At 64.1% G+C, this 22,652-nt stretch carries 17 protein-coding genes and 3 tRNA genes; 16 read left to right on the top strand and 4 right to left on the bottom strand.

Annotated features, from left to right (window positions below; translation table 11 throughout):
- The 8 genes from tig to ACLV74_RS23620 all read left to right on the top strand — a co-directional run.
- On the top strand, positions 1 to 1,095 hold a 1,095-nt coding region (gene tig / locus ACLV74_RS23655; protein ID WP_411881875.1), incomplete at its 5' end, for a trigger factor.
- Positions 1,096 to 1,252: 157 nt separating this feature from the next.
- Positions 1,253 to 1,909 (top strand): ATP-dependent Clp endopeptidase proteolytic subunit ClpP, encoded by a 657-nt coding sequence (gene clpP / locus ACLV74_RS23650; protein WP_411881874.1) that lies wholly within the window; start codon positions 1,253 to 1,255, stop codon positions 1,907 to 1,909.
- 163 nt (positions 1,910 to 2,072) lie between these two features.
- A complete protein-coding gene (gene clpX / locus ACLV74_RS23645; protein WP_411881873.1) occupies positions 2,073 to 3,338 on the top strand; it encodes an ATP-dependent Clp protease ATP-binding subunit ClpX in 1,266 nt (421 codons plus the stop codon).
- A gap of 115 nt (positions 3,339 to 3,453) precedes the next feature.
- A complete protein-coding gene (gene lon / locus ACLV74_RS23640; RefSeq protein ID WP_411881872.1) occupies positions 3,454 to 5,883 on the top strand; it encodes an endopeptidase La in 2,430 nt (809 codons plus the stop codon).
- Positions 5,884 to 5,954: 71 nt separating this feature from the next.
- A tRNA-Gly gene (locus tag ACLV74_RS23635) sits at positions 5,955 to 6,030 on the top strand.
- A gap of 98 nt (positions 6,031 to 6,128) precedes the next feature.
- Positions 6,129 to 6,202: transfer RNA gene (locus ACLV74_RS23630), tRNA-Cys, on the top strand.
- A 113-nt stretch (positions 6,203 to 6,315) separates the two neighbouring features.
- A tRNA-Leu gene (locus ACLV74_RS23625) sits at positions 6,316 to 6,408 on the top strand.
- Between the two features lie 58 nt (positions 6,409 to 6,466).
- Positions 6,467 to 7,099, top strand: coding sequence for a DUF6806 family protein (locus ACLV74_RS23620; RefSeq protein ID WP_411881871.1), 633 nt, complete (start codon positions 6,467 to 6,469; stop codon positions 7,097 to 7,099).
- Here ACLV74_RS23620 and ACLV74_RS23615 read toward each other — a convergent pair.
- Positions 7,096 to 7,779, bottom strand: coding sequence for a TetR family transcriptional regulator (locus ACLV74_RS23615; RefSeq protein WP_411881870.1), 684 nt, complete (start codon positions 7,777 to 7,779; stop codon positions 7,096 to 7,098). The genes ACLV74_RS23620 and ACLV74_RS23615 overlap by 4 nt on opposite strands.
- A gap of 173 nt (positions 7,780 to 7,952) precedes the next feature.
- Between ACLV74_RS23615 and ACLV74_RS23610 the strand changes: the two genes are divergently transcribed.
- From ACLV74_RS23610 to oppF, 8 genes are all read left to right on the top strand, one after another.
- Positions 7,953 to 9,227: an efflux RND transporter periplasmic adaptor subunit gene (locus ACLV74_RS23610; RefSeq protein ID WP_411881869.1), complete on the top strand. Its 1,275-nt coding sequence runs from the start codon at positions 7,953 to 7,955 to the stop codon at positions 9,225 to 9,227.
- A gap of 12 nt (positions 9,228 to 9,239) precedes the next feature.
- Positions 9,240 to 12,419: an efflux RND transporter permease subunit gene (locus tag ACLV74_RS23605; protein WP_411881868.1), complete on the top strand. Its 3,180-nt coding sequence runs from the start codon at positions 9,240 to 9,242 to the stop codon at positions 12,417 to 12,419.
- Positions 12,412 to 13,914, top strand: a complete 1,503-nt coding sequence (locus ACLV74_RS23600; RefSeq protein WP_411881867.1) for an efflux transporter outer membrane subunit — start codon at positions 12,412 to 12,414, stop codon at positions 13,912 to 13,914. Before ACLV74_RS23605 ends, ACLV74_RS23600 begins: the two co-directional genes overlap by 8 nt.
- Before the next feature lie 323 nt (positions 13,915 to 14,237).
- Complete coding sequence (locus ACLV74_RS23595) at positions 14,238 to 15,833, top strand: peptide ABC transporter substrate-binding protein (RefSeq protein ID WP_411881866.1); 1,596 nt, start codon at positions 14,238 to 14,240, stop codon at positions 15,831 to 15,833.
- A 159-nt stretch (positions 15,834 to 15,992) separates the two neighbouring features.
- A complete protein-coding gene (oppB, locus tag ACLV74_RS23590) occupies positions 15,993 to 16,913 on the top strand; it encodes an oligopeptide ABC transporter permease OppB (RefSeq protein WP_411881865.1) in 921 nt (306 codons plus the stop codon).
- Positions 16,914 to 16,924: 11 nt separating this feature from the next.
- Positions 16,925 to 17,854: an ABC transporter permease subunit gene (locus tag ACLV74_RS23585; protein WP_411881864.1), complete on the top strand. Its 930-nt coding sequence runs from the start codon at positions 16,925 to 16,927 to the stop codon at positions 17,852 to 17,854.
- A gap of 8 nt (positions 17,855 to 17,862) precedes the next feature.
- On the top strand, positions 17,863 to 18,867 hold the full coding sequence (locus tag ACLV74_RS23580; protein ID WP_411881863.1) for an oligopeptide/dipeptide ABC transporter ATP-binding protein: 1,005 nt from the start codon (positions 17,863 to 17,865) through the stop codon (positions 18,865 to 18,867).
- On the top strand, positions 18,860 to 19,849 hold the full coding sequence (oppF, locus tag ACLV74_RS23575) for a murein tripeptide/oligopeptide ABC transporter ATP binding protein OppF (RefSeq protein ID WP_411881862.1): 990 nt from the start codon (positions 18,860 to 18,862) through the stop codon (positions 19,847 to 19,849). The genes ACLV74_RS23580 and oppF overlap by 8 nt, the downstream gene beginning before the upstream one ends.
- 7 nt (positions 19,850 to 19,856) lie before the next feature.
- Here the strand turns inward: oppF and ACLV74_RS23570 are convergent, their stop codons facing one another.
- The 3 genes from ACLV74_RS23570 to ACLV74_RS23560 form a co-directional block, all read right to left on the bottom strand.
- On the bottom strand, positions 19,857 to 20,870 hold the full coding sequence (locus ACLV74_RS23570) for a YeiH family protein (protein WP_411881861.1): 1,014 nt from the start codon (positions 20,868 to 20,870) through the stop codon (positions 19,857 to 19,859).
- A 78-nt stretch (positions 20,871 to 20,948) separates the two neighbouring features.
- Positions 20,949 to 22,154, bottom strand: coding sequence for a cystathionine beta-lyase (gene metC, locus ACLV74_RS23565; RefSeq protein ID WP_411881860.1), 1,206 nt, complete (start codon positions 22,152 to 22,154; stop codon positions 20,949 to 20,951).
- Between the two features lie 42 nt (positions 22,155 to 22,196).
- Positions 22,197 to 22,652: Bug family tripartite tricarboxylate transporter substrate binding protein (locus tag ACLV74_RS23560; RefSeq protein ID WP_411881859.1), on the bottom strand; the 456-nt coding region annotated here is incomplete at its 5' end.

Genomic DNA, 22,652 nt, shown 5'->3' with positions numbered 1-22,652 from the left:
GAAGCCTTCGCCATGGCCGCCAACGAAGCCAAGCTGCGCGTCGCCGGCCAGCCCCGCATCAGCGAAAAAGAGGGCGCCCCCGAAGGCGAACTCGCGTTCGACGCGGTGTTCGAGGTCTATCCGGAAGTCAAGATCGCCGACCTGTCGGGCGCCGAAGTCGAAAAAGTCAGTGCTGAAGTCAGCGACGCGGCCATCGACAAGACCCTGGACATCCTGCGCAAGCAGCGCCGCACCTTCGCCCAGCGCGCGGCCGACGCGCCCGCGCAGGACGGCGACCGCGCCACCATCGACTTCGAAGGCAAGATCGACGGCGAACCCTTCGCCGGGGGCAAGGCCGAGGACTATCAGTTCCTGATCGGCGACGGCCAGATGCTCAAGGAATTCGAAGACGCCGTGCGCGGCATGAAAAGCGGCGAAAGCAAGACTTTCCCGCTGAACTTCCCTGCCGATTACCACGGCAAAGATGTCGCAGGCAAACAGGCCGACTTCCTCGTGACCGTCAAGAAAATCGAAGCCGCCCACCTGCCTGAAGTCAACGAAGCCCTGGCCAAGTCCCTGGGCATCGCTGAGGCAACGGTCGAAGGCCTGCGCGCCGACATCAAGAAGAACCTCGAGCGCGAAGTCAAATTCCGCCTGCTGGCCCGCAACAAGAACGCCGTGATGGACGCACTGGTCGCCAACGCCGAACTCGACCTGCCCAAGTCCAGCGTGCAGGCTGAACTGGACCGCATGGTTGAAGGCGCCCGCGCCGACCTCAAGCAGCGCGGTGTCAAGGACGCCGACAAGGCGCCGATTCCCGAAGAAATCTTCCGTCCGCAAGCCGAAAAGCGCGTACGCCTGGGTCTGGTGGTGGCCGAACTGGTGCGCACCAACGACCTGCAGGCCAAGCCCGACCAGCTCAAGGCCCACATCGAAGAGCTGGCCGCCAGCTACGAAAAACCGCAAGACGTGGTGCGCTGGTACCTGAGCGACAACCGCCGCATGGCCGAGGTCGAGGCTGTTGTGATCGAAAACAACGTGACCGACTTCGTGCTGGGCAAGGCCAAGGTCACCGAAAAAGCCATTTCCTTCGACGACCTGATGGGCCAGAACTGATTCTTCACCGCCTTTCCTGACATTGGGGCTTGTGCTTTGCGGCGCAGGCCCCAATTTCATTGGGCTACGGCATGACAGCTTGCGATCCGCTGCCGGCCCTTGCCGAAATTCCCTGCGGGAGTTTTTGGGTACAGTACAAACATCTCTGGAGAAAACAATGATGGTCCGAAACAGTATTTACGGCGGCGCCTATACCGGCCCGCAAGCCGGCGCCCAGGATGCGCAAGGCCTGGGCATGGTGCCCATGGTCATCGAGCAATCCGGCCGCGGCGAGCGCTCTTACGACATTTATTCGCGTTTGCTCAAAGAGCGCGTGATCTTCCTGGTGGGTCCGGTCAACGACCAGACGGCCAATCTGGTGGTGGCCCAGCTCCTGTTCCTGGAAAGCGAAAACCCGGACAAGGACATTTCCTTCTACATCAACTCCCCGGGCGGTTCCGTGACGGCCGGCATGGCGATCTACGACACCATGCAGTTCATCAAGCCCGACGTCTCCACCCTTTGCGTGGGCATGGCGGCCAGCATGGGCGCTTTCCTGCTGTCGGCCGGCACCAAGGGCAAGCGCTTTTCGCTGCCGAACTCGCGTGTGATGATTCACCAGCCTTCGGGCGGGGCGCAAGGCCAGGCGAGCGACATTGAAATCCATGCGCGCGACATCCTCAAGACGCGTGACCAGCTCAATCGCATCCTGGCGGCCAACACCGGCCAGCCCATCGAGAAGATCGAGCGCGACACCGAGCGCGACTACTTCATGTTCGCGGAAGACGCCAAGGAATACGGCCTGGTGGACCAGGTCATCGCCAAGCGGCCCTAAGCGTTTTCCGGCGGTTCAATGCGGTGAAAACCGGTCAAAACTGCCTGAAACCCCCTTGAAGTTGCTCTGCAACAACGGCGTTTTCTGTAACAGAAACGCCGTTTTTTTATTGGTTATCATTAGGTAACAGTTCCCCCCAGGCACCTTAAAGGCATCCCCACCAATGGCCGAGAAAAAAGGCTCCTCCAGCGAAAAGACTTTGCACTGCTCTTTTTGCGGTAAAAGTCAGCACGAAGTCAAAAAACTGATCGCTGGCCCCTCGGTATTCATCTGCGACGAATGCATCGATCTCTGCAACGAGATCATTCGCGACGAACTCCCCGCCGGCGAAGATGTCCGTGAAACGCGCACCGACCTGCCCACTCCCTCCGAAATCAAGGCCACTCTTGATGGTTATGTGATCGGGCAGGAACCGGCCAAGCGCACGCTGGCCGTGGCTGTGTACAACCACTACAAGCGCCTGCGCCACAAGGAAAAAGCCAAAAAAGACGACGTGGAACTGACCAAGAGCAATATCCTGCTGATCGGCCCCACCGGTTCCGGCAAGACGCTGCTGGCCCAGACTCTGGCGCGTACGCTCAATGTGCCGTTTGTGATGGCCGACGCCACCACGCTGACTGAAGCCGGTTACGTGGGCGAGGACGTGGAAAACATCATCCAGAAGCTGCTGCAAAGCTGCAACTACGAAGTCGAGCGCGCCCAGCAGGGCATCGTCTACATCGATGAAATCGACAAGATCTCGCGCAAGTCCGACAACCCGTCCATCACGCGCGACGTGTCGGGCGAGGGCGTGCAGCAAGCGCTGCTCAAGCTGATCGAAGGCACGATGGCCTCGGTGCCGCCCCAGGGCGGCCGCAAGCACCCGAACCAGGACTTCCTGCAGGTGGACACCACCAACATCCTGTTTATCTGCGGCGGCGCCTTCTCCGGCCTGGAAAAAGTCATTGAAAACCGCACCGAAGCCTCGGGCATGGGTTTCGGAGCCACGGTCAAAAGCAAGAAGTCGCGCACCCTGACCGACGCCTTCAAGGAAGTCGAACCGGAAGACCTGATCAAGTTCGGCCTGATCCCCGAACTGGTCGGCCGCATGCCCGTGGTTGCCACCCTGGCCGAACTCAGCGAAGACGCCCTGGTGCAGATCCTGACCGAGCCGAAAAACGCCGTGGTCAAGCAGTTCAGCAAGCTGCTGGCCATGGAGGGCGTCGATCTCGAGATCCGTCCCTCCGCGCTCAAGGCGATCGCCCGCAAGGCCCTGGCCCGCAAGACGGGTGCGCGCGGCCTGCGTTCCATCCTGGAGCAGTCGCTGATCGACACCATGTTCGACCTGCCCAATGCCAGCAACGTGGACAAGGTTGTCGTGGACGAGTCCACAATTGAGGAAAACAAGGCTCCTTTGTTGGTGTACCGAGAAGCGGCCAAGAAAGCCTGAACACCACAAAGGCTGGCCGGAATGCTTGAAAAGCGCCTCCCGCGCCCCATGTCTGGGTTGATTGTGTTTCGCCGGGCCACGCAACTGGCTGCCACGGCCAACGTTTAAGGTTTATATGTCCGGACAAACTTCATTGCCTTCCACCCCCATCGACCTGCCTCTCCTGCCATTGCGGGACGTGGTGGTTTTCCCGCACATGGTGATCCCGCTGTTCGTGGGCCGTCCCAAGAGCATCAAGGCGCTGGAGTCGGCCATGGAGGCCGAGCGCCGCATCATGCTGGTGGCGCAAAAAGCCGCCGCCAAGGACGAGCCCTCGGTCGAAGACATGTTCGAAGTCGGCTGCGTCGCCACCATCCTGCAATTGCTCAAGTTGCCAGACGGCACCGTGAAGGTGCTGGTCGAAGGCCAGCAACGCGCCACGGTCAACAAGATTGAAGAAGGCGAGCAGCATTTCTCCGCCAACGTGACGCCCGTCGAAACGGTGGCCGTGATCGCCGGCGACAAGACCAGTGAAATCGAGGCCTTGCGCCGCGCCGTGATGCAGCAGTTCGACCACTACGTCAAGCTGAACAAAAAAATCCCGCCTGAAATCCTCACCTCGATCTCCAGCATCGACGATGCCGGCCGCTTGGCCGACACGATTGCTGCGCACCTGCCGCTCAAGCTCGATGCGAAACAGGTGATCCTGGACCTGGCCAACGTCAAGGCGCGGCTTGAGAACCTCTACGAGCAGCTTGAGCGTGAAGTCGACATCCTCAACGTCGACAAGAAAATCCGCGGCCGCGTGAAGCGCCAGATGGAAAAAAACCAGCGCGACTTCTACCTCAACGAGCAGGTCAAGGCCATTCAGAAGGAACTGGGTGAAGGCGAAGAGGGCGCTGACATCGAAGAGATTGAAAAGAAGATCAAGACCGCCAAGATGCCGCAGGAAGCGCGCAAGAAGGCCGAGAGCGAGCTCAAGAAGCTCAAGCTCATGTCGCCCATGTCCGCGGAAGCGACCGTGGTGCGCACCTATATCGACGTGCTGACCGGCCTGCCCTGGAGCAAGAAGACCAAGATCAAGCACGACCTGGGCAATGCCGAGAACGTGCTCAATGAAGACCACTACGGGCTCGAGAAGGTCAAGGACCGGATCGTCGAGTACCTCGCGGTGCAACAGCGCGTCGACAAGCTCAAGGCGCCCATCCTGTGCCTCGTCGGGCCTCCCGGCGTGGGCAAGACCTCCCTGGGCCAGTCGATCGCCAAGGCGACCGGGCGCAAGTACGTGCGCATGGCCCTGGGCGGCATGCGCGACGAGGCTGAAATCCGCGGCCATCGCCGCACCTACATCGGCGCCTTGCCGGGCAAGGTGCTGCAAAGCCTGACCAAGGCCGGCACGCGCAACCCGCTGTTCCTGCTCGACGAGATCGACAAGCTGGGCACCGACTTCCGCGGCGACCCTTCCAGCGCCCTGCTGGAGGTGCTGGACCCTGAGCAGAACCACACCTTCGGCGACCACTACGTCGAGGTCGACTTCGACCTGAGCGACGTGATGTTCGTGGCCACCTCGAACTCGATGAACATTCCGCCGGCCCTGCTGGACCGCATGGAAGTGATTCGCCTGTCCGGCTACACCGAAGACGAAAAAACCAGCATCGCCATGCGCTACCTGCTGCCCAAGCAGGTCAAGAACAACGGCGTGAAGGAAGAAGAACTCGAAGTGCAGGAGCAGGCCGTGCGCGACATCGTGCGCTACTACACGCGCGAAGCCGGTGTGCGCTCGCTTGAGCGTGAGCTCTCCAAGATCTGCCGCAAGGTCGTCAAGGGCATACAGCTCAAGAAGATGACGCCCAAGGTCGTCGTGACGCCGGACAACCTTAATGATTTCCTGGGTGTGCGCAAGTACAACTACGGTCGCGCCGAGCAGCAGAACCAGGTCGGCCAGGTCGTGGGCCTGGCATGGACGGAAGTCGGCGGCGACCTGCTGACGATCGAAGCCGCCATGATGCCCGGCAAGGGCGTGATCACGCGCACCGGTTCGCTGGGCGATGTCATGAAGGAATCCGTGGAAGCCGCGCGCACGGTGGTGCGCAGCCGCTCCAAGATGCTTGGCATCAAGGACGAGATGTTCGAGAAGCGCGACATCCACATCCACGTGCCGGATGGCGCGACACCCAAGGACGGCCCGAGCGCCGGCGCCGCGATGACGACGGCTTTTGTGTCCGCCATGACGGGTATCCCGGTGCGCGGCGACGTGGCCATGACGGGCGAGATCACGCTGCGCGGTGAAGTCACCGCGATTGGCGGCCTGAAGGAAAAACTGCTGGCGGCTTTGCGCGGCGGCATCAAGACCGTATTGATCCCCGAAGAAAACGCCAAGGACCTGCAGGAGATTCCCGACAACGTCAAAAGCGGCCTGGAGATCGTGCCGGTGAAGTGGATAGACCAGGTGTTGCAGGTTGCGCTCGAACGCCAGCCTGTTCCCCTGACCGACGAAGAAGCTGCAGTGGCCGCGCCGGCCGCTGCGGTTGCGCCTGCGGAAGTCGCGGGCACGGTCAAACATTGATCTTTCAGCAAAAGTTTTTTGAGTCGATTTGGAAAAGTCAAAAAACTGCGCTATAATTTGAGGCTGTTATCGCGGGAGTAGCTCAGTTGGTAGAGCGCAACCTTGCCAAGGTTGAGGTCGAGAGTTCGAGACTCTTCTCCCGCTCCAATTTAAAGGGCAGCACTTCAAAATGCTGTCCTTTTTCATTGGGGGTTTCATATAAGTAGTCGGCAAAGCCATCGGGCTTGCCGAGGCAGACAGAATACGGCGCGGTAACAAAGCGGTTATGTACCGGATTGCAAATCCGGCTAGCCCGGTTCGACTCCGGGCCGCGCCTCCATCCAGACCCTTGTAATCAGCCCCAGCCATGGGGCTTTTTTGTTTGACAATAGCTTGTGAGACGCCGGCCCGGATGTTTGCACGGCGCGTTGAGTAAAGCGGTAAAGCGTTTGAGCCTGAGTGGTGAAATAGGTAGACACAGCGGACTTAAAATCCGCCGCTTCGTGAATAGCGGGCGTACCGGTTCGATTCCGGTCTCAGGCACCACAGCGGCACACCCATGCGCCGGGCGCGCCTTTGAAAACTGGGTAAGATAAATTCCATCATGTCCCGTTACAACACACCTTTTGAAATCCACGTGCACGGCGAAGTGCCTTTGCGTGCGGAGGTTACCTTTGAGCAACTGCAGGAGGCCTTGAAGCCGCTGTGGAAGTACGCGGGCTCCAAATCCCTGGCGGCGGCCGCCGCGAGCGCCTATGAGGAAGAGCCGGGCATCCGTTTCGACGTCCACAAGCATTTGCTGCAAATGTGCTGGACCGTGCCGGGCGACGAAGACTTCCGCCAGGCGCTCGACGAAATGTGCATGGGCCTCAACGACCTCGCGGAGGCGGGTGCGCCTATTGAGGTGACGTTTTACGATGCCGACTTTGACGAAGAGGAAGGCGCCGACGAGGAAGATGCGCGTGACGACTTCGTGATGTACTTTGTCGGCCCGACGCCGGCCGCCATCATGCAGGTGCAGCGCGACCTGCTGGTGCAGGACATGATAGGCCTGATGGAGCGCCACTTCGACGGCTCCGAACTCGGCGAGGTGGTCGCGGCGGTCGACAAGCTGTTCGAGCAGCGCTTCGATGCCCTCGTCAACTCCATGCAGCTCGGCAAGCCCCCACGCGGGCTGGGCGGGCCGCAGGGCGGCTCAGGCCACGGCGGCGGCCGCAAGCCGCGGCACCTGCACTAGGCGGCCTCAGGCAGGCATCCGGGGGCCGTTGCGCTTTGCGGCTCGCCGGGAAAGCCCAGGCCGCGCAGGTAAACATCAATCGCGCACTGGCCGACTTCCAGCAGGTCAAAGGCCTGCGGGTCCAGCAGCCAGTTCTGGATCAGCCCGTCGATCAGGGCGTGCAGGCCCTGCGCGCCCACCGATGCCGGCACCGGCAAGCCCAGGTTCATCTGGCTCGCGGCGGTTTCCATGCCCTGCTGAATGCGTTCCAGGAAGCCATTGCGCACCGTCAGGTGGCGAAGACGCACAGCCTGGAGTTCTTCCACGTATTCGACTTTTTGGGTCGCGACCTCGAACACCCGCCGTGTCTGCGTATCGGTCACGATTTGCCGCAGTGCATTGACGGTGGACAGACGTATCCGCTCAATGGCGTTGAGGCCGGCTTCGCCGGGGCTTTCCTGTCGCTCGTTCTCGTGCTTGAACGACTCTTCCATGGGCAGCGTGACCCGTTCCATCATCGCGTTGAAAAGGTCCGCCTTGTCCTTGAAGTGCCAGTAGACTGCGCCGCGCGTGGCACCGGCGCGCCGGGCAATGTCCTGCAAGCTGGTGCGTGACACCCCTTGCGCCTGAAACAGGTGTTCGGCCGCATCCAGCAGCTTGTGGCGTGTGGCCAGTGCTTCTTCTTTTGTCCGGCGGACCATCACTGTCTCCTGCAACGCATTTTTTTGATTCTTTTTTATACATTCACAAATGTATGTAAACTATAACACTCGCAAAAACCCTTATTCTTTTCGTTTTCGGTGGGCGTGCCGTGCCTCACTCACCGATCACGCCTTCTGCTTTGCGCCTTTTTCCCAAAAATTCGAGGAATAGCATGCCCAAGTCTCGCGTTGCCCATTCGTTTGTGCGCCCCCAATTCCTGAAATACACGCCTCTTGCCGGGGCTGCGGTGCTTGCCGTGCTGCTGGCCGGATGCGGCAAGGGCGCCAGCGCTCCCGGTGGCGCGCCACCCCCGGCGGAAGTCGGTGTGGTCACGGTCACCCAGGGTGACGTGGGCCTCATCACCGAGCTGCCCGGCCGCCTGGAGGCTTCGCGCATTGCCGAAGTCAGGGCGCGCGCCGCCGGCATCCTGCAAAAGCGCTTGTTCCGCGAAGGCAGCGACGTCAAGGAAGGCCAGCCGCTGTTTGCCATTGATTCCGCGCCGTACGCGGCAGCCGCCGCCAGCGCCAAGGCCGGCCAGGCACGCGCCGAAGCCAACCTGGCGCAGGCCAGCTCGCTGGCCGAGCGCTACAAGCCGCTGGTCGAGGCCAACGCCGTCAGCAAGCAGGAATACGCCACCGCTGTCGCCGCGCAGAAGCAGGCCGAAGCCGACGTCGCCGTGGGCAAGGCCAGCGTGCAGACGGCCAACATCAACCTGGGTTATGCCTCGGTGACGGCTCCGATTTCGGGCCGCATAGGCCGCGCGCTGGTGACCGAAGGCGCGCTGGTCGGGCAGGGTGAAGCCACCCAGCTGGCGGTGATCCAGCAGATCAATCCCATGTACGTCAACTTCACGCAGTCGGCGCCCGAGGTCATGAAGCTGCGCGCCGCCATGGAAAGCGGCCAGTTCAAGCGCGCCAGCGGCGCCGAAGCCGCCAGCGTGCGCATCGTGCTGGAAGACGGCACCGAATACGCGCGCCCCGGCCGCCTGCTGTTTTCCGACCTGACCGTGGACGCAACCACCGGCCAGATCACCCTGCGCGCCGAAGTCCCCAACCCCGGCAACCAGTTGCTGCCGGGCCTCTATGTGCGTGTGCGCCTTGAGCAGGCGCAGGCCACCAACGCCATCACCTTGCCGCAGCAGGCTGTCACGCGCTCGGGCCAGGGCGACTCCGTCATGGTGGTGGGCGCCGACGGCAAAGTCAGCCCGCGTACCATCAAGATCGGCTCGGCCCAGGGCAACCAGTGGGTGGTGCTTGACGGCCTGAAGACCGGCGAGCAGGTCATGGTCGACGGCTTCCAGAAACTGCAGCCCGGCGCCACGGTCAAGCCCGTGCCCTGGCAGGCGCCGGGCGCCAAGCCCGCCGCAGGCGCGGCTTCCGCCCCGGCTGCATCGGCATCGGCCGCCGCGAAACCCGCCGCTTCCGCAGCATCCGCTGCAGCGAAGTAAGGAGCCCAGCACATGGCCAAGTTTTTCATTGATCGGCCGATCTTTGCCTGGGTGATCGCCCTGTTCATCCTGGTGGTGGGCGGCGTGGCGATCACGCAGCTGCCGATCGCCCAGTACCCGCCCGTGGCGCCACCCGCCATCGTCGTCAACACCGCCTACCCGGGCGCTTCGGCCCAGACGCTGGAGGACAGCGTGCTGTCGGTGATCGAGCGCGAGATGAACGGTTCGCCCGGCCTCATCTACATGGAGTCGGTCGCGCAGGCCGACGGCTCGGGCAGCATCACGCTGAGCTTCGAACCCGGCACCAACCCCGACCTGGCGCAGGTGGACGTGCAGAACCGGCTCTCGCGCGCCGCGCCGCGCCTGCCCGCCGCGGTGACGCAGCAAGGCGTGCGCGTCGACAAGTCGCGCGCCAACTTTCTGCTGTTCACCATGCTCTCGTCCGACAATCCGGCGCATGACCCGGTGGCGCTGGGCGACTATGCCTCGCGCAATATCGTGCCCGAGCTGCAGCGCGTCAAAGGCATCGGCCAGGCCCCGCTGTTCGGCACCGAGCGCGCCATGCGCATCTGGCTGGACCCGGCCAAGCTGCGGGGCGTCAGCCTCTCGGCCAACGACGTCAACAATGCCATCCGCGCCCAGAACGCCCAGGTGTCCGCCGGCAGCATAGGCGACCGGCCCAACGTGGCAGGGCAGGGCATCGCGGCCACCGTGGTGGTCAACGGCCAGCTCGCCAATATCGAGCAGTTCAGCAACATCGTGCTGCGCGCCAACACCGACGGCTCGTCGGTGCGCCTGAAAGACGTGGCGCGCATCGAACTGGGCGGCCAGTCCTACGCGACCTCGGCTCGCCTGAACGGCCAGCAAGCGATTGGTATCGGCGTTCAGCTCGCGCCCAGCGGCAATGCCCTGGCCTCGGCCAAGGCCGTGCGCGAGAAGATGGCCGAGCTCGAGCGCTATTTCCCGCAAGGCATGAAGTGGAGCATCCCCTACGACAGCTCGCGCTTCGTCAAAATTTCGATCTCGCAAGTGGCCGAGACGCTGTTCGAAGCCGTGGCCCTGGTGTTCCTGGTGATGTTCCTGTTCCTGCAGAACTGGCGCTACACCATCATCCCGACCATCGTGGTGCCCATCGCGCTGCTGGGTACCTTCGCCACCTTGCTGGCGCTCGGGTTTTCCATCAACGTGCTGACCATGTTCGGCATGGTGCTGGTGATCGGTATCGTGGTCGATGATGCGATCGTGGTGGTCGAGAACGTCGAACGCATCATGACCGAGGAGGGCCTGCCGCCGCTGGAGGCCACCCGCAAAGCCATGGGCCAGATCTCGGGCGCCATCATCGGCGTGACCGTGGTGCTGATTTCGGTCTTCGTGCCGCTGGCCTTCTTCGCGGGCTCGACCGGCAACATCTACCGCCAGTTCTCTGCGGTGATGGTGTCGTCCATCGCCTTTTCGGCCTTCATGGCCCTGTCGCTTACGCCGGCGCTGTGCGCCACGCTGCTCAAGCCCGTCGAGGCCGGGCACCACCATGCCAAGACCGGCTTCTTCGGCTGGTTCAACCGCGGCTTCTCGCGCACGGCCAAGGGCTATGAGAGCGTGGTCGCGCGCATCCTCAAGCGCGCGGCGCGTTACCTCATCATTTACGTCGCCATCATCGGCGCGGTCGCGGTGGTCTACCTGCGTTTGCCCACGTCTTTCCTGCCCAACGAAGACCAGGGCAACCTGCTGGTGAACGTGCAACTGCCGCCGGGCGCGACCTACGAGCGCACGCTCTCCGTCATGCAGACCGTCGAAGGCTTCATGCTCAAGCAGCCCGAAGTCGAAAGCATGGTCGGCGTGCTGGGCTTCAGCTTCTCGGGCCAGGGCCAGAATGCGGCGCTCGCTTTCGTGACGCTCAAGGACTGGAAAGAGCGCGACGGCGAAGCGCACTCGGCCAGCGCCGTGGCGGGCCGCGCCTTCGGTGCGCTCATGGGTGTGCGCGATGCGTTCATCTACCCGCTGAGCCCGCCGCCGATTCCCGAGCTGGGCACGGCTTCTGGCTTCAGCTTCCGCCTGCAGGATCGCGGCGGCGCGGGCCACCAGGCACTCGTCAATGCGCGCAACCAGTTGCTGGGCCTTACCGCCAAGAGCCCGGTCCTCGCGCAGGTGCGTCCCGACGGACTGGAAGACGCGCCGCAGCTGCAGATCGACATCGACCGCGACAAGGCCAACGCACTGGGCGTGACTTTCGACTCGATCAACTCGGTGCTGTCGACCTCGCTGGGCTCCAGCTATATCAACGACTTCCCGAACCAGGGCCGCCTGCAGCGCGTGGTGGTGCAGGCCGATGCGCCCGCGCGCATGCAGCCCGACGACCTGCTCAGGCTGAACGCCAGCAACAACAAGGGGCAGCCGGTGCCGCTGTCGGCCTTTGCCAGCACGCGCTGGATCACGGGCGCGATGCAGACGGTGCGCTACAACGGCTACCCCGCGATGCGCATAGGCGGTACGGCCGCACCGGGCTACAGCACGGGCGCTGCCATGGCCGAGATGGAAAAGCTCGCGGCGCAGCTGCCACAAGGTTTCGGCTTTGAATGGACGGGCCAGTCGCGCGAGGAAAAACTCGCCGGCTCGCAGGCCACGCTGCTCTACGGCTTCGCCATCCTGGCGGTGTTCCTGTGCCTGGCCGCGCTGTATGAAAGCTGGAGCATTCCGCTGGCGGTGATCCTGGTCGTGCCGCTGGGCGTGATCGGCGTGCTGCTGGCAACCCTGTTCCGCGGCTACGCCAACGACGTGTACTTCCAGGTCGGCCTGATCACCATCATCGGCCTGTCGGCGAAGAACGCGATTCTGATCATCGAGTTCGCCAAGGACCTGCAGGCCCAGGGCAAGGGCGTGATCGAGTCCGCCCTGGCGGCAGCCCACCTGCGGTTCCGCCCCATCGTCATGACCTCGCTGGCCTTCGGCCTGGGTGTGCTGCCGCTGGTGCTGGCCTCGGGCGCGGGCTCCGCGAGCCAGCGCGCCATCGGCACCGGCGTGATAGGCGGCATGATCACCGGCACGGCCCTCGCGGTGATTTTTGTCCCGGTGTTCTTCGTGGTGGTGCGCGGCCTCTTCAAGGGCAGCGAACGGCAAAACAGGATGTATTCGGAGCATGCCAAAGCGGCAGGCATCACCGGAGAGGAAGGAAATGAAGGTAAGGCCCATGAGTAATTCCCCATCCAGGCTTTCAGGGCTTCCACAGCTTCTGGCGCTTGCGGCAGCGGCGGCGCTGCTCACCGGCTGCTCCATGATCCCGAAGTACGAACGGCCGGCCGCCCCGGTGGCCGACCAGTACCCCACCACATCGGGCTGGATCGCCGAGTCCGCGCAGACGCAGCCCACGCCCAACACGCCGGCCGCGGCCGACATCGAGTGGCAGGCGTTTTTCAGCGACCCGCAGCTGCGCAAGCTCATCGATGCCGCCCTGCGCAACAACCGTGACCTGCGCATCGCCGTGCTCAACATCGAGCAGGCGCGCGCGCAGTATGGGATCCGGCGCGCCGACCAGTTCCCGACCATCAGCGCCGGCATCACAGGTTCGCGCCAGCCCAATGCCAACGGCAACGGCAGCATCAGCAGCGCCTACACCGGCGGTTTGCTGATGACGTCCTATGAGCTGGATTTCTTCGGCCGTGTCGCCAGCCTGAAGGAGGCGGCGCTCGCGCAGTACCTGGCCACCGAAGAAGGGCGCAAGACCACACAGATCAGCCTGATCGCCGCAGTGGCCAACACCTATCTCGCGCTGCTGGCCGACGAGGAATTGCTGGCGATCACGCAGCAGACGCTGGCCACGCGCGAAGAATCGCTCAAGCTCAGCAAGCTGCGTTTTGACAACGGCGTCACCTCCGAGCTGGACTACCGCCAGGCCGAATCGGTCACCGAAGGCGCTCGTGTCGCGCTGGCCCAGCAGGTGCGCCAGCGCGCGCTGGACCAGAACGCCCTGACGTTGCTGCTGGGTCAACCCCTCACGGGTGAACTCGCGGTGGCTCTGCCGGCCGGCAAGGGCCTGTCCGATGCGCCCATGATGATCGACGTGCCCGCGGGCCTGCCTTCGGACTTGCTGACCCGCCGCCCCGACGTGCGCCAGGCCGAGCAGCAATTGTTGTCCGCCAATGCCGATATTGGTGCGGCGCGCGCGGCGTTCTTCCCGCGCATCTCGCTCACGGCCAGCGCCGGCAGCGCCAGTTCGCACCTGTCGGGCCTCTTCAAGAGCGGCTCCTACGGCTGGACCATGGCGCCGCAGCTGATCCTGCCGCTCTTTGACGCCGGCCGCAACCGCGCGGGGCTGGATTCGGCCAACGCCGGGCGCGACATCGCCATTGCGCAGTACGAAAAATCCGTCCAGACGGCTTTCCGCGAAGTGGCCGATGCCCTGGCCGGCCGTGCCACTCTGGGCGAGCAACTGCGCGCCCAGCAGGCCCAAGCCAACTCCGAAGCCACGCGTTTCAAGCTGGCCGACCTGCGCTACCAGAACGGCATTGCCAGCTACCTCGACCAGCTCGACGCGCAGCGCGCGCTGTTCGCCGCGCGCCAGGCCGTGGTGCAGACCCGCCTGGCCCAGCTCCAGAGCCAGGTCACGCTGTACAAAACGCTGGGCGGCGGTTGGAAAGAACCGCCCCCTGAAGAAGCGCTAAGCCTGAAGGTCGATACCCGGCTTAGCCGCTGATCGCTTGCCGCATGGTTCACAGCCGCCCGCCCTGTTCAAGGGGCGGGCTTTTTTTTGCCCATTTCCTGAATGGCCGGCACCTCCAGTTGTGAGCAAGTGTGCCGGATGTATCGGCTCCCATAGAGGCGCTCGATAAGGCACGGTAATTGCTGAAGGGTTACTCCCTACAAGGTGGCACTGGGGGCGGCGGTATATTCGCGCCGACTGACAGGCCAAACGTCGAGTCTTCCACGGGAGGCGAGACGCTCCATCAACCATGGCGGGCCACAAGCCCGCCAGTTTTTTTATCCGGGAGTGCAACAAACATGAACTCAAACTGCACGATGAGGGCGCTGACATGCGCTGTGCTGCTGGCCTCGGCCGGCCTGGCCGCCGCGGCCACGGTGCCCGCGGGCGTGAAACTGCATGAAACGCAGGAACTGGTCCGCAACAACGGCTCCGAGCCCGAAACCCTGGACGCCGCGCTGGCGACAGGCGTGCCGGCCAACAACGTGATCCGCGACATGTTCGAAGGGCTGTGCGCCGCCGACAACAACGGCAAGATCGTGCCGGGCGTGGCCGAAAGCTGGAAGCAGGTTGATCCCCAGACCTGGGTCTTCAAGCTGCGCAAAAATGCCAAGTGGTCCAATGGCGACCCTGTCACCGCCGAGGACTTCATCTACAGCATGCGCCGTTTCGTCGACCCGGCCACCGCCTCGAAATACGCCTCCACCTACGGCGTCTTCCTGCTCAACGCGAAAGAGATCATCGAAGGCAAAAAGCCCGCCGCCGAACTGGGCGTCAAGGCCGTCGATCCCTACACCCTGGAAATCAAGACGCCTTTCCCGGTCAGCTTCCTGCCCGAAGTCGTTTCCAACCCCCAGCTCGCGCCCCTGCACAAGGCCACCCTCGAAAAATTCGGCAAGGACTGGACCCGGCCCGCCAACATGGTGAACAACGGCGCCTTCTCGCTCAAGGACTGGCAGGTCAACAGCAAGATCATCCTGGTCAAGAACCCCGCGTACTGGGATGCCAAAAACGTCCAGCTCACCAAGATGACCTACCTCCCGGTCGAGGACGGCAATGCCGACGTCAAGCTTTATGAGTCGGGCGAGAACGACTGGGTCTATCAGCTCCCGCCCGGCACCTACGACAAGTACAAGGCGCAGTACCCCAAGGAAATCCGCAACACCGACATGCTGGGCCTGCGCTACTACTCGCTGAACAACGCGGACCCGGCCCTCAAGGACATCCGGGTGCGCAAGGCGCTGTCCATGGCGCTGGACCGCGACATCCTCGCGCAGCGCGTCACGGCCGACGGGCAGACGCCGGCTTACGGCGTGATCGTCAAGGGCACTTCCGGCGCCGACGTCACCGCCTACGACTGGGCCAAGTGGCCCGCCGACAAGCGCATTGCCGAAGCGAAGAAACTGCTGAAGGAAGCGGCGCTGCCGCCGGGCACCAAGCTCAAGTTCTCCTACAACACCAGTGATTACCACAAGAAGATGGCCATCTTCGCGGCTTCCGAGTGGAAGACCAAGCTGGGCCTGGAGGTTGAACTCGAGGCCATGGAATTCAAGGTGCTGATCAAGAAGCGCACCGACAAGGACTACCAGATCGCCCGCAACGGCTGGGTGGCCGACTACAACGACGCCACCACCTGGCTCACGCTGGTGCAGTGCGACTCGGACCAGAACTACCACAACAGCTGCAACCGCAAGGCCTCGGCGCTGATCGACGAGGGCAACCAGCAATTGGACCCGGCCAAGCGCAAGGTGCTGCTGACGCAGGCCGCGAAGATGATCATGGAGGACTACCCCATCATCCCGCTGCTGCAGTACACCGTGCCGCGGCTGGTCAAGCCCTATGTGGGCGGTTACTCGACCACCAATGCGCTGGACCGCTACCGCGCCAAGGACCTGTACATCATCAAGCACTGAGGACGGCTTTGGGGGCGGGCGCCGCCGCGCGCCTGCCTGCCGCGTCTTTCTTTCACCGCATTCCGATATTTTGCTGATGCCATGCCGGCCTTTCAGGGCTAAGCTGTACCCGGCCCGCACATTCATGCGCTCACACTGACATCCACCGGAGACACCCTCATGTGGTCTTACACCTTCAGGCGCATCCTGGCGACGATCCCGACCTTGCTGGCTGTCGTCACCGTCTGCTACCTTTTGCTGCACGGCACGCCGGGCGGGCCTTTTGACGACGAGCGCAAGGTGTCCGCGGCGGTGCTGGCCAACCTGCAGGCCAAGTACCACCTCGACCAGCCGCTGTGGCGGCAGTACCTGTACTACCTCAACAGCCTGCTGCACGGCGACCTGGGCGCGTCCTTCCGTTATGCCGACTGGTCGGTCAACGAACTGGTGGCCAAGGCGCTGCCGGTCTCCGCGGCGATAGGCGGAGGCGCCATCGTCATCTCTTTGTTCGTCGGGGTGTTCCTCGGCACCATGGCCGCCCTGCGGCAGAACAGCGCCATCGATTACGCGGTGATGCTGCTCGGCAACGCGGGCCATGTGTTTCCTTCGTTTGTGATCGGCCCGGTGCTGATCCTGGTGTTCGCCGTCTGGCTCAAGGTCGCGCCGGCCGGCGGCTGGGACGATTTTTCGCCGCGCTTCATGGTCCTGCCCATGCTGCTGCTGATCTTCATCAATGTGGCGACGATAGGACGCGTCATGCGCGGCAGCCTGATCGAGGTGCTGCACAGCAATTTCATACGCACCGCGCGCGCCAAGGGCCTGCCCACGCGCACCATCATCCTGCGCCACGCCCTCAAGCCGGCGCTGCTGCCCGTGGTGTCCGTCATGGGGCCGCTGGCGATTTCGTCGATCACCTCGGCCATCGTGACCGAGTCGGTGTTCTCGCTGCCGGGCATCGGCAAACTGATCGTCAACGGCGCCGCCAACCGCGACTACACCCTGGTGCTGGGCCTGGTGGTGCTGGTGACCGTGATCGCCGTGACGCTCAACCTGCTGGTCGACCTGGCGTATGCCTTGCTTGACCCGAAGATCCGGTATTGAAGCGAAACGCCATGCTGTTCAGGAACAATGACAAACAAGACAGGCTCGTCGCGTCGCTGGGCAACACGCTGGCGGCGGCGCCGGCCGACATCGCGGGGCGCAGTCCCTGGGCCGACGCGCGCGGGCGTTTCCTGCGCAACAAGGCCGCGGTGTTCAGCCTGGGCTTGCTGGCTTTCATCACGCTGTGCTGTATCGCCGGGCCCTGGCTGCTGCCGCATGCCTTCGACGCTGCCGACTGGGATGCCATGAGTTTGCCGCCCACGCTCAAGAACGCGCATTTCTTCGGCACCGACGAGTCGGGCCGCGACCTGCTGGTGCGCAGCCTGGTCGGCGGCCGCATATCCCTGATGGTGGGTCTCCTGGCCACGCTGTCGGCTGTCACGCTGGGCATTGTCTGGGGTGCGACGGCGGGCTTTATAGGCGGCAAGGTGGACGCCTTCATGATGCGCGTCGTCGACATGATGTACGCCGTGCCTTACCTGCTGATCGCGATCCTGATGGTGACAATTCTGGGGCGCGCCTTCTACCTGGTGGTGATCACCATCACGGTGTTCTCCTGGATGGACATGGCGCGCGTGGTGCGCGGCCAGACCCTGTCGCTGCGTTCGCGCGAGTTCATCGAAGCGGCGCGCGCCCTGGGCGTGCCGACGCGGCGCATCATCTTCCAGCACATCGTGCCCAACCTGCTGGGCATCGTGGTGATCTACACCACGGTGACCGTGCCGGCCGTGATCCTGGTCGAGTCGGTACTGTCCTTCCTGGGGCTGGGCATCCAGGAGCCGATGACGAGCTGGGGCGTGCTGATCCACGATGGTGCCTCCGTCATGGAGGTGTCGTCGTGGATGCTGCTGTTCCCGGCCGGCCTGCTGTCGCTGACCCTCTACTGCTTCAACTACATCGGGGACGGCCTGCGCGATGCGCTGGACCCCAAGGAACGCTGAGCGACACCATGAGCCTGATTGAAGTCAACGACCTTGGCGTGCAATTCCAGACGCAGGACGGCGTGGTCTATGCCGTCAACGGCATCAACTTTTCGCTGGACAGGGGCCAGACCCTGGGCATCGTCGGCGAAAGCGGCTCCGGCAAAAGCCAGAGCGTGCTGGCCATGATGGGCCTGCTGGCCGGCAACGGCAAGGCCACCGGCCAGGCCCTGTACCAGGGGCGCGACCTGCTGGCCATGAAACCGGCCGAGCTCAACAAGATACGCGGCAACCGCGTGGCCATGATTTTCCAGGACCCCATGACTTCGCTGAATCCCTACCTGACGGTGGAGAGGCAGATGACCGAGGTGCTGCAGTTCCACAAGGGCATGGACCGCAAGTCCGCGCGCACCCGCTCGGTGCAACTGCTCGATGCGGTGAAGATTCCCGAGGCCGCGCGCCGCATCACGATGTATCCGCACGAATTTTCCGGCGGCATGCGCCAGCGCGTGATGATCGCCATGGCCTTGCTGTGCGAACCCGAGGTGCTGATCGCCGACGAACCCACGACCGCGCTGGACGTGACGGTGCAGGCGCAGATCATCGCCTTGCTGCGCGAGCTGCAGCGCGACTTCGGCACCGCCATCATCATGATCACGCACGACCTGGGCGTGGTGGCCGGCCTGTGCGACGAGGTCATGGTGCTCTACGGCGGGCGCGTGATGGAGCAGGGCGGCGCCGACAGCATTTTTTACCGCGCCTCGCATCCCTACACCGTGGGCCTGCTGGGCGCCATACCGCGCCTGGACGCCGAAGATGAGGCGCTGGTCGCCATTCCCGGCGCGCCGCCCAATATGGCGAAGCTGCCCAGGGGCTGCCCGTTCAGTGCGCGCTGCACGCTGGCCAGCGAAGAGTGCTTCGATGTGTTGCCCGCGTTGCTGCCGGCCGGGCACGATGCCGCCGTGCTCAGGGCCTGCCACCGATCCGTGCAGGCCGTGGCCGAACTCGCGGCAAAAGGAGCCACCCATGCGTGAGGCGCGCCTACCCATCCTGTCGGTGCGGGACCTCAAGGTGCATTTCAAGGTCAAAAGCGGCAGTGCCTGGCCCTGGTCGCGGGCCCGCACCCTCAAGGCCGTGGACGGCATTTCTTTCGACATCCATGCGGGCGAAACCCTGGGCGTGGTGGGCGAGTCGGGCTGCGGCAAGTCGACGCTGGCGCGCGCGGTGCTCAACCTGATTCCCGCCACGGCCGGCAGCATCACCTGGATGGGCCGCGAGATGACGGGCGCTTCCGCCCAGGCCTGGCAGAGCGCCAGGGCGGACATCCAGATGATCTTCCAGGACCCGCTGGCCTCGCTGGACCCGCGCATGACCATCGCGCAGATCATTGCCGAGCCCTTGCGCACGCACCGCGCCGGCATGCCGGAGGCCGAGGTGATGCAGCGCGTCAAGGCCATGATGAGCCGCGTCGGCCTGACGGCGCAGCAGATCAACCGCTACCCGCATGAGTTCTCCGGCGGCCAGTGCCAGCGCATCGGCATTGCGCGGGCGCTGATCCTGGAGCCCAAGCTCATCATCTGCGACGAGCCGGTGTCGGCGCTCGACGTGTCCATCCAGGCGCAGATCATCAACCTGCTCAAGGACTTGCAAAAGTCCATGGGTCTGGCGCTGATCTTCATCGCCCATGACCTGGCCGTCGTCAAACACATCAGCGACCGCATCCTGGTGATGTACCTCGGGCACGAAATGGAAGTGGCGAACAAGAAAGCGCTGTACGCATCGCCGCGCCATCCCTACACACAGGCGCTGCTGTCGGCCATCCCGATTCCAGACCCGGTACTGGAACGCAAGAAGGTGATCCAGCTGCTGCAGGGGGATTTGCCTTCACCCATGGCGCCGCCTTCAGGCTGTGTGTTCCGCACGCGCTGCCCGCTGGCCATTGCGCGCTGCGCTGAAGAAGTTCCGGCGTTGCGCCGCCTGAGCGACCAGACGGAAGCGGCCTGCCTTTTGGCTTAGAAGCTGTTCAGCGGAAGACGCACAGGTAGACCACGAAAATCAGGACCAGCCATAGCGTCTCCACCAGCATCAAGGCCATGGGCCGCCAGCCGAGCTTGACCAGTTCCTCGAACGATGTCTTGATGCCCAGCGCCGCGATGGCAACCACCAGGCAGACGCGCGAGACCTGGCCCAGCGCTTCATTGAGCCTGGGCGTGACCACGCCCAGGCTGTTGGCCAGCACCAGAGTCATGAAGCCGACCAGGAAGAAAGGCAGCAGCGGCGTGCGCCGGCCGGCAGCGCCATCAGGGCTGCCGCGCCGCCGCCAGTACCAGGCGAGCACCGCCACCACCGGCACCAGCAGCGTCACGCGAAACAGCTTGACGATGACTGCGACGTCCCCGGTCTCATGCGACATCATCAGGCCCGCCCCGACGACCTGCGCCACGTCGTGGATGGTGCCGCCCAGGAAGATGCCGGCGCCGGTGTCGTCCAGCCGCAGAACCCGGGCGAGCAAGGGATAGGCGATCATCGCCAGGGTCGACAGGCCCGTGACGCCGACCACCGTCAGCAGCGTGTGGCGCTCGTTGTCTGGTGTCTTGGGCATCACGGCCGCCACCGCCAGCGCCGCCGAAGCGCCGCAAATCGAAACAGCCGCGCCGCAGAGCAGGCCGAAGTCGATGCTCAGGCCCAGGCGCCGCGCCAGCCAGGCGCCCAGCGCGATGGCGCTGGCAATGGCGATCACCGCCGTGGCCAGCGGCCCTATGCCCAGTTGCCCGATTTGCGCCAGCGTGATGCGCGCGCCCAGCAGCGCCACGCCTATGCGCAGCAGCGTCCTGGCGCAGAACTCGATGCCGGGCCGGCAGCGCGCGTCCTGGTGCAGAAAATGAAAAGCCAGGCCGAACAGCAGGGCGTAGAGCAATTGCGGGCCGCCGTAATGCTCGGAGAGGAAAGTGGCGCCCAGCATGATGAGCAGCGGCAAGGCCAGGCCAGGCCACAGGCTGCGGGTGTGGAGAAGCCAGGGGCGCGCAGAGCTGAGCATGGTCGTGAAAAACCTGGTGGAAGAAGGCCGGAATAAAAAGGAGGAAGCGCCGGCGGGCGGCGCGGCGGCAAGCCCTGCTCAGGCGCGCAGCGCGGCGAAGCCCTGCTGCAAATCGCCCAGCAGGTCCGCCGGGTCTTCAAGCCCGATGTGCAGCCGTATGACCTGGCCGCGGCCGGACCAGTCTGCCACGCTGCGGGCGTTGCGCATATTGGCCAGCGTGACCAGGCTTTCATAGCCACCCCAGGAAGCGCCCAGGCCGAACAGCCGCAAGCCGTCGATCAGCCGCTCGGCGCCCGCCTGGTCGAAGCTGCCTTGCAGCTCGAAAGACAGCAGGCCGTTGGTGCCCGTGCAGTCGCGCTGCCAGAGGGCGTGGCCAGGGTCGCCGGGCAGGGCGGGGCAGAACACGGTGGCCACTTCGCTGCGCGTCTGCAGCCAGGCCGCCACCTTCAGGGCGTGGCTTTCATGCAGGGCCAGGCGCGCGGCCATGCTGCGCGCGCCGCGCAGCACCAGGTAGGCGTCGTCCGGGCTCACCGTCATGCCGAAGGCATCGCTGCGCTCATTCAACGCCTGCCAGGCGGCTTGTGTGGTGGCCACGGTGCCCATCATCACGTCGGAATGGCCCGACAGGTATTTGGTGGCCGCCATGACGGACACGTCGGCGCCCAGCGCCAGCGGCCGGTACTGGCAGCCCGATCCCCAGGTGTTGTCGGCCACCAGCAGCAGGCCTTTGGCGTGCGCGATCGCGGCCAGGCGCGGCAGGTCGCACATTTCATACACCAGCGAGCCCGGGCATTCGGCATAAATCATGCGCGTGCCGGTCTCGATTTTTTCTTCCACGCCGCTACCGTCGGCCGCAAAAAAAGTACAGCGGATGTTGTAGGGCGTGAGGAAGGAGTCCACCAGCTTGCGTGCCGGCTCGTAGACGCTGTCCGACATCAGTATGTGGTCGCCGGGCTTGAGGTAGGACAGCAGCGTCATCGCGATCGCGGCCAGGCCCGTGGGGAAAAGCCGCGTGCGGTAAGCGCCTTCAAGTTCGCTCACCAGGTCTTCCAGCGCGTAATTGGTCGGGTTGCCGCGCGCCCCATAGGTGAACAGGCGCTCTTCGCCGCGCCGCACGCGCATCTCGTGCTGGTGCGCCGTGCTGTCGAACAGCACGGTGCTGGCGCGCACCACGGGCGGGTTGACCGGTCGCCCACCCGCATAGGCCGGCTGCTTGCCGGCATGGACCAGGCGCGTCAGGGGTGACGGGTTGGGCGAGGTGGCCGGCGGCGGTTTTTTGTTCATGTCGGGAGCGCCCTGGTGAAGACGGAGTGACAGACTGCGGGATCAGTCTAGCTTGGCACCCGAAAGTTTGACGACGCGCGACCAGCGGGCGATGTCTTCCTTGAGCTGCGCGGCAAAGGCCGCCGGCGTGTTGCCCACCACTTCGCTGCCGCCTTCGGTGATCAGCTTGCTGACTTCCGGCGATTTCAGGGCGCGCACGATGCTGTCATGCAGGTAGGCCACGCGCTCGGGAGGCGTTCCGGCCGGTGCGAAGAAGCCGTACCAGTCTTCAAAGGTCGAGTTGCGGTAGCCCAGCTCTTCCAGCGTCGGCACCTTGGCGAACACGCCGATGCGGCGCGGGCTGGTGACGGCCAGCGCGCGCATCTTGCCGTTCTGGATGAAGCTGGACACCGAGGCGGTGGAGGTGATCAGCACGTCCACCTGGCCGCCCAGCAGGTCGGTGATGGCCGGTGCCGCGCCCTTGTAGGGCACGTGGGTCATGGCGATGGCGCTGTCCTT

It is taken from the genome of Polaromonas sp. YR568, assembly GCF_943369415.1.
GTDB lineage: Bacteria > Pseudomonadota > Gammaproteobacteria > Burkholderiales > Burkholderiaceae_C > Polaromonas.
This window is presented reverse-complemented; position numbering and strand designations above follow the sequence as displayed.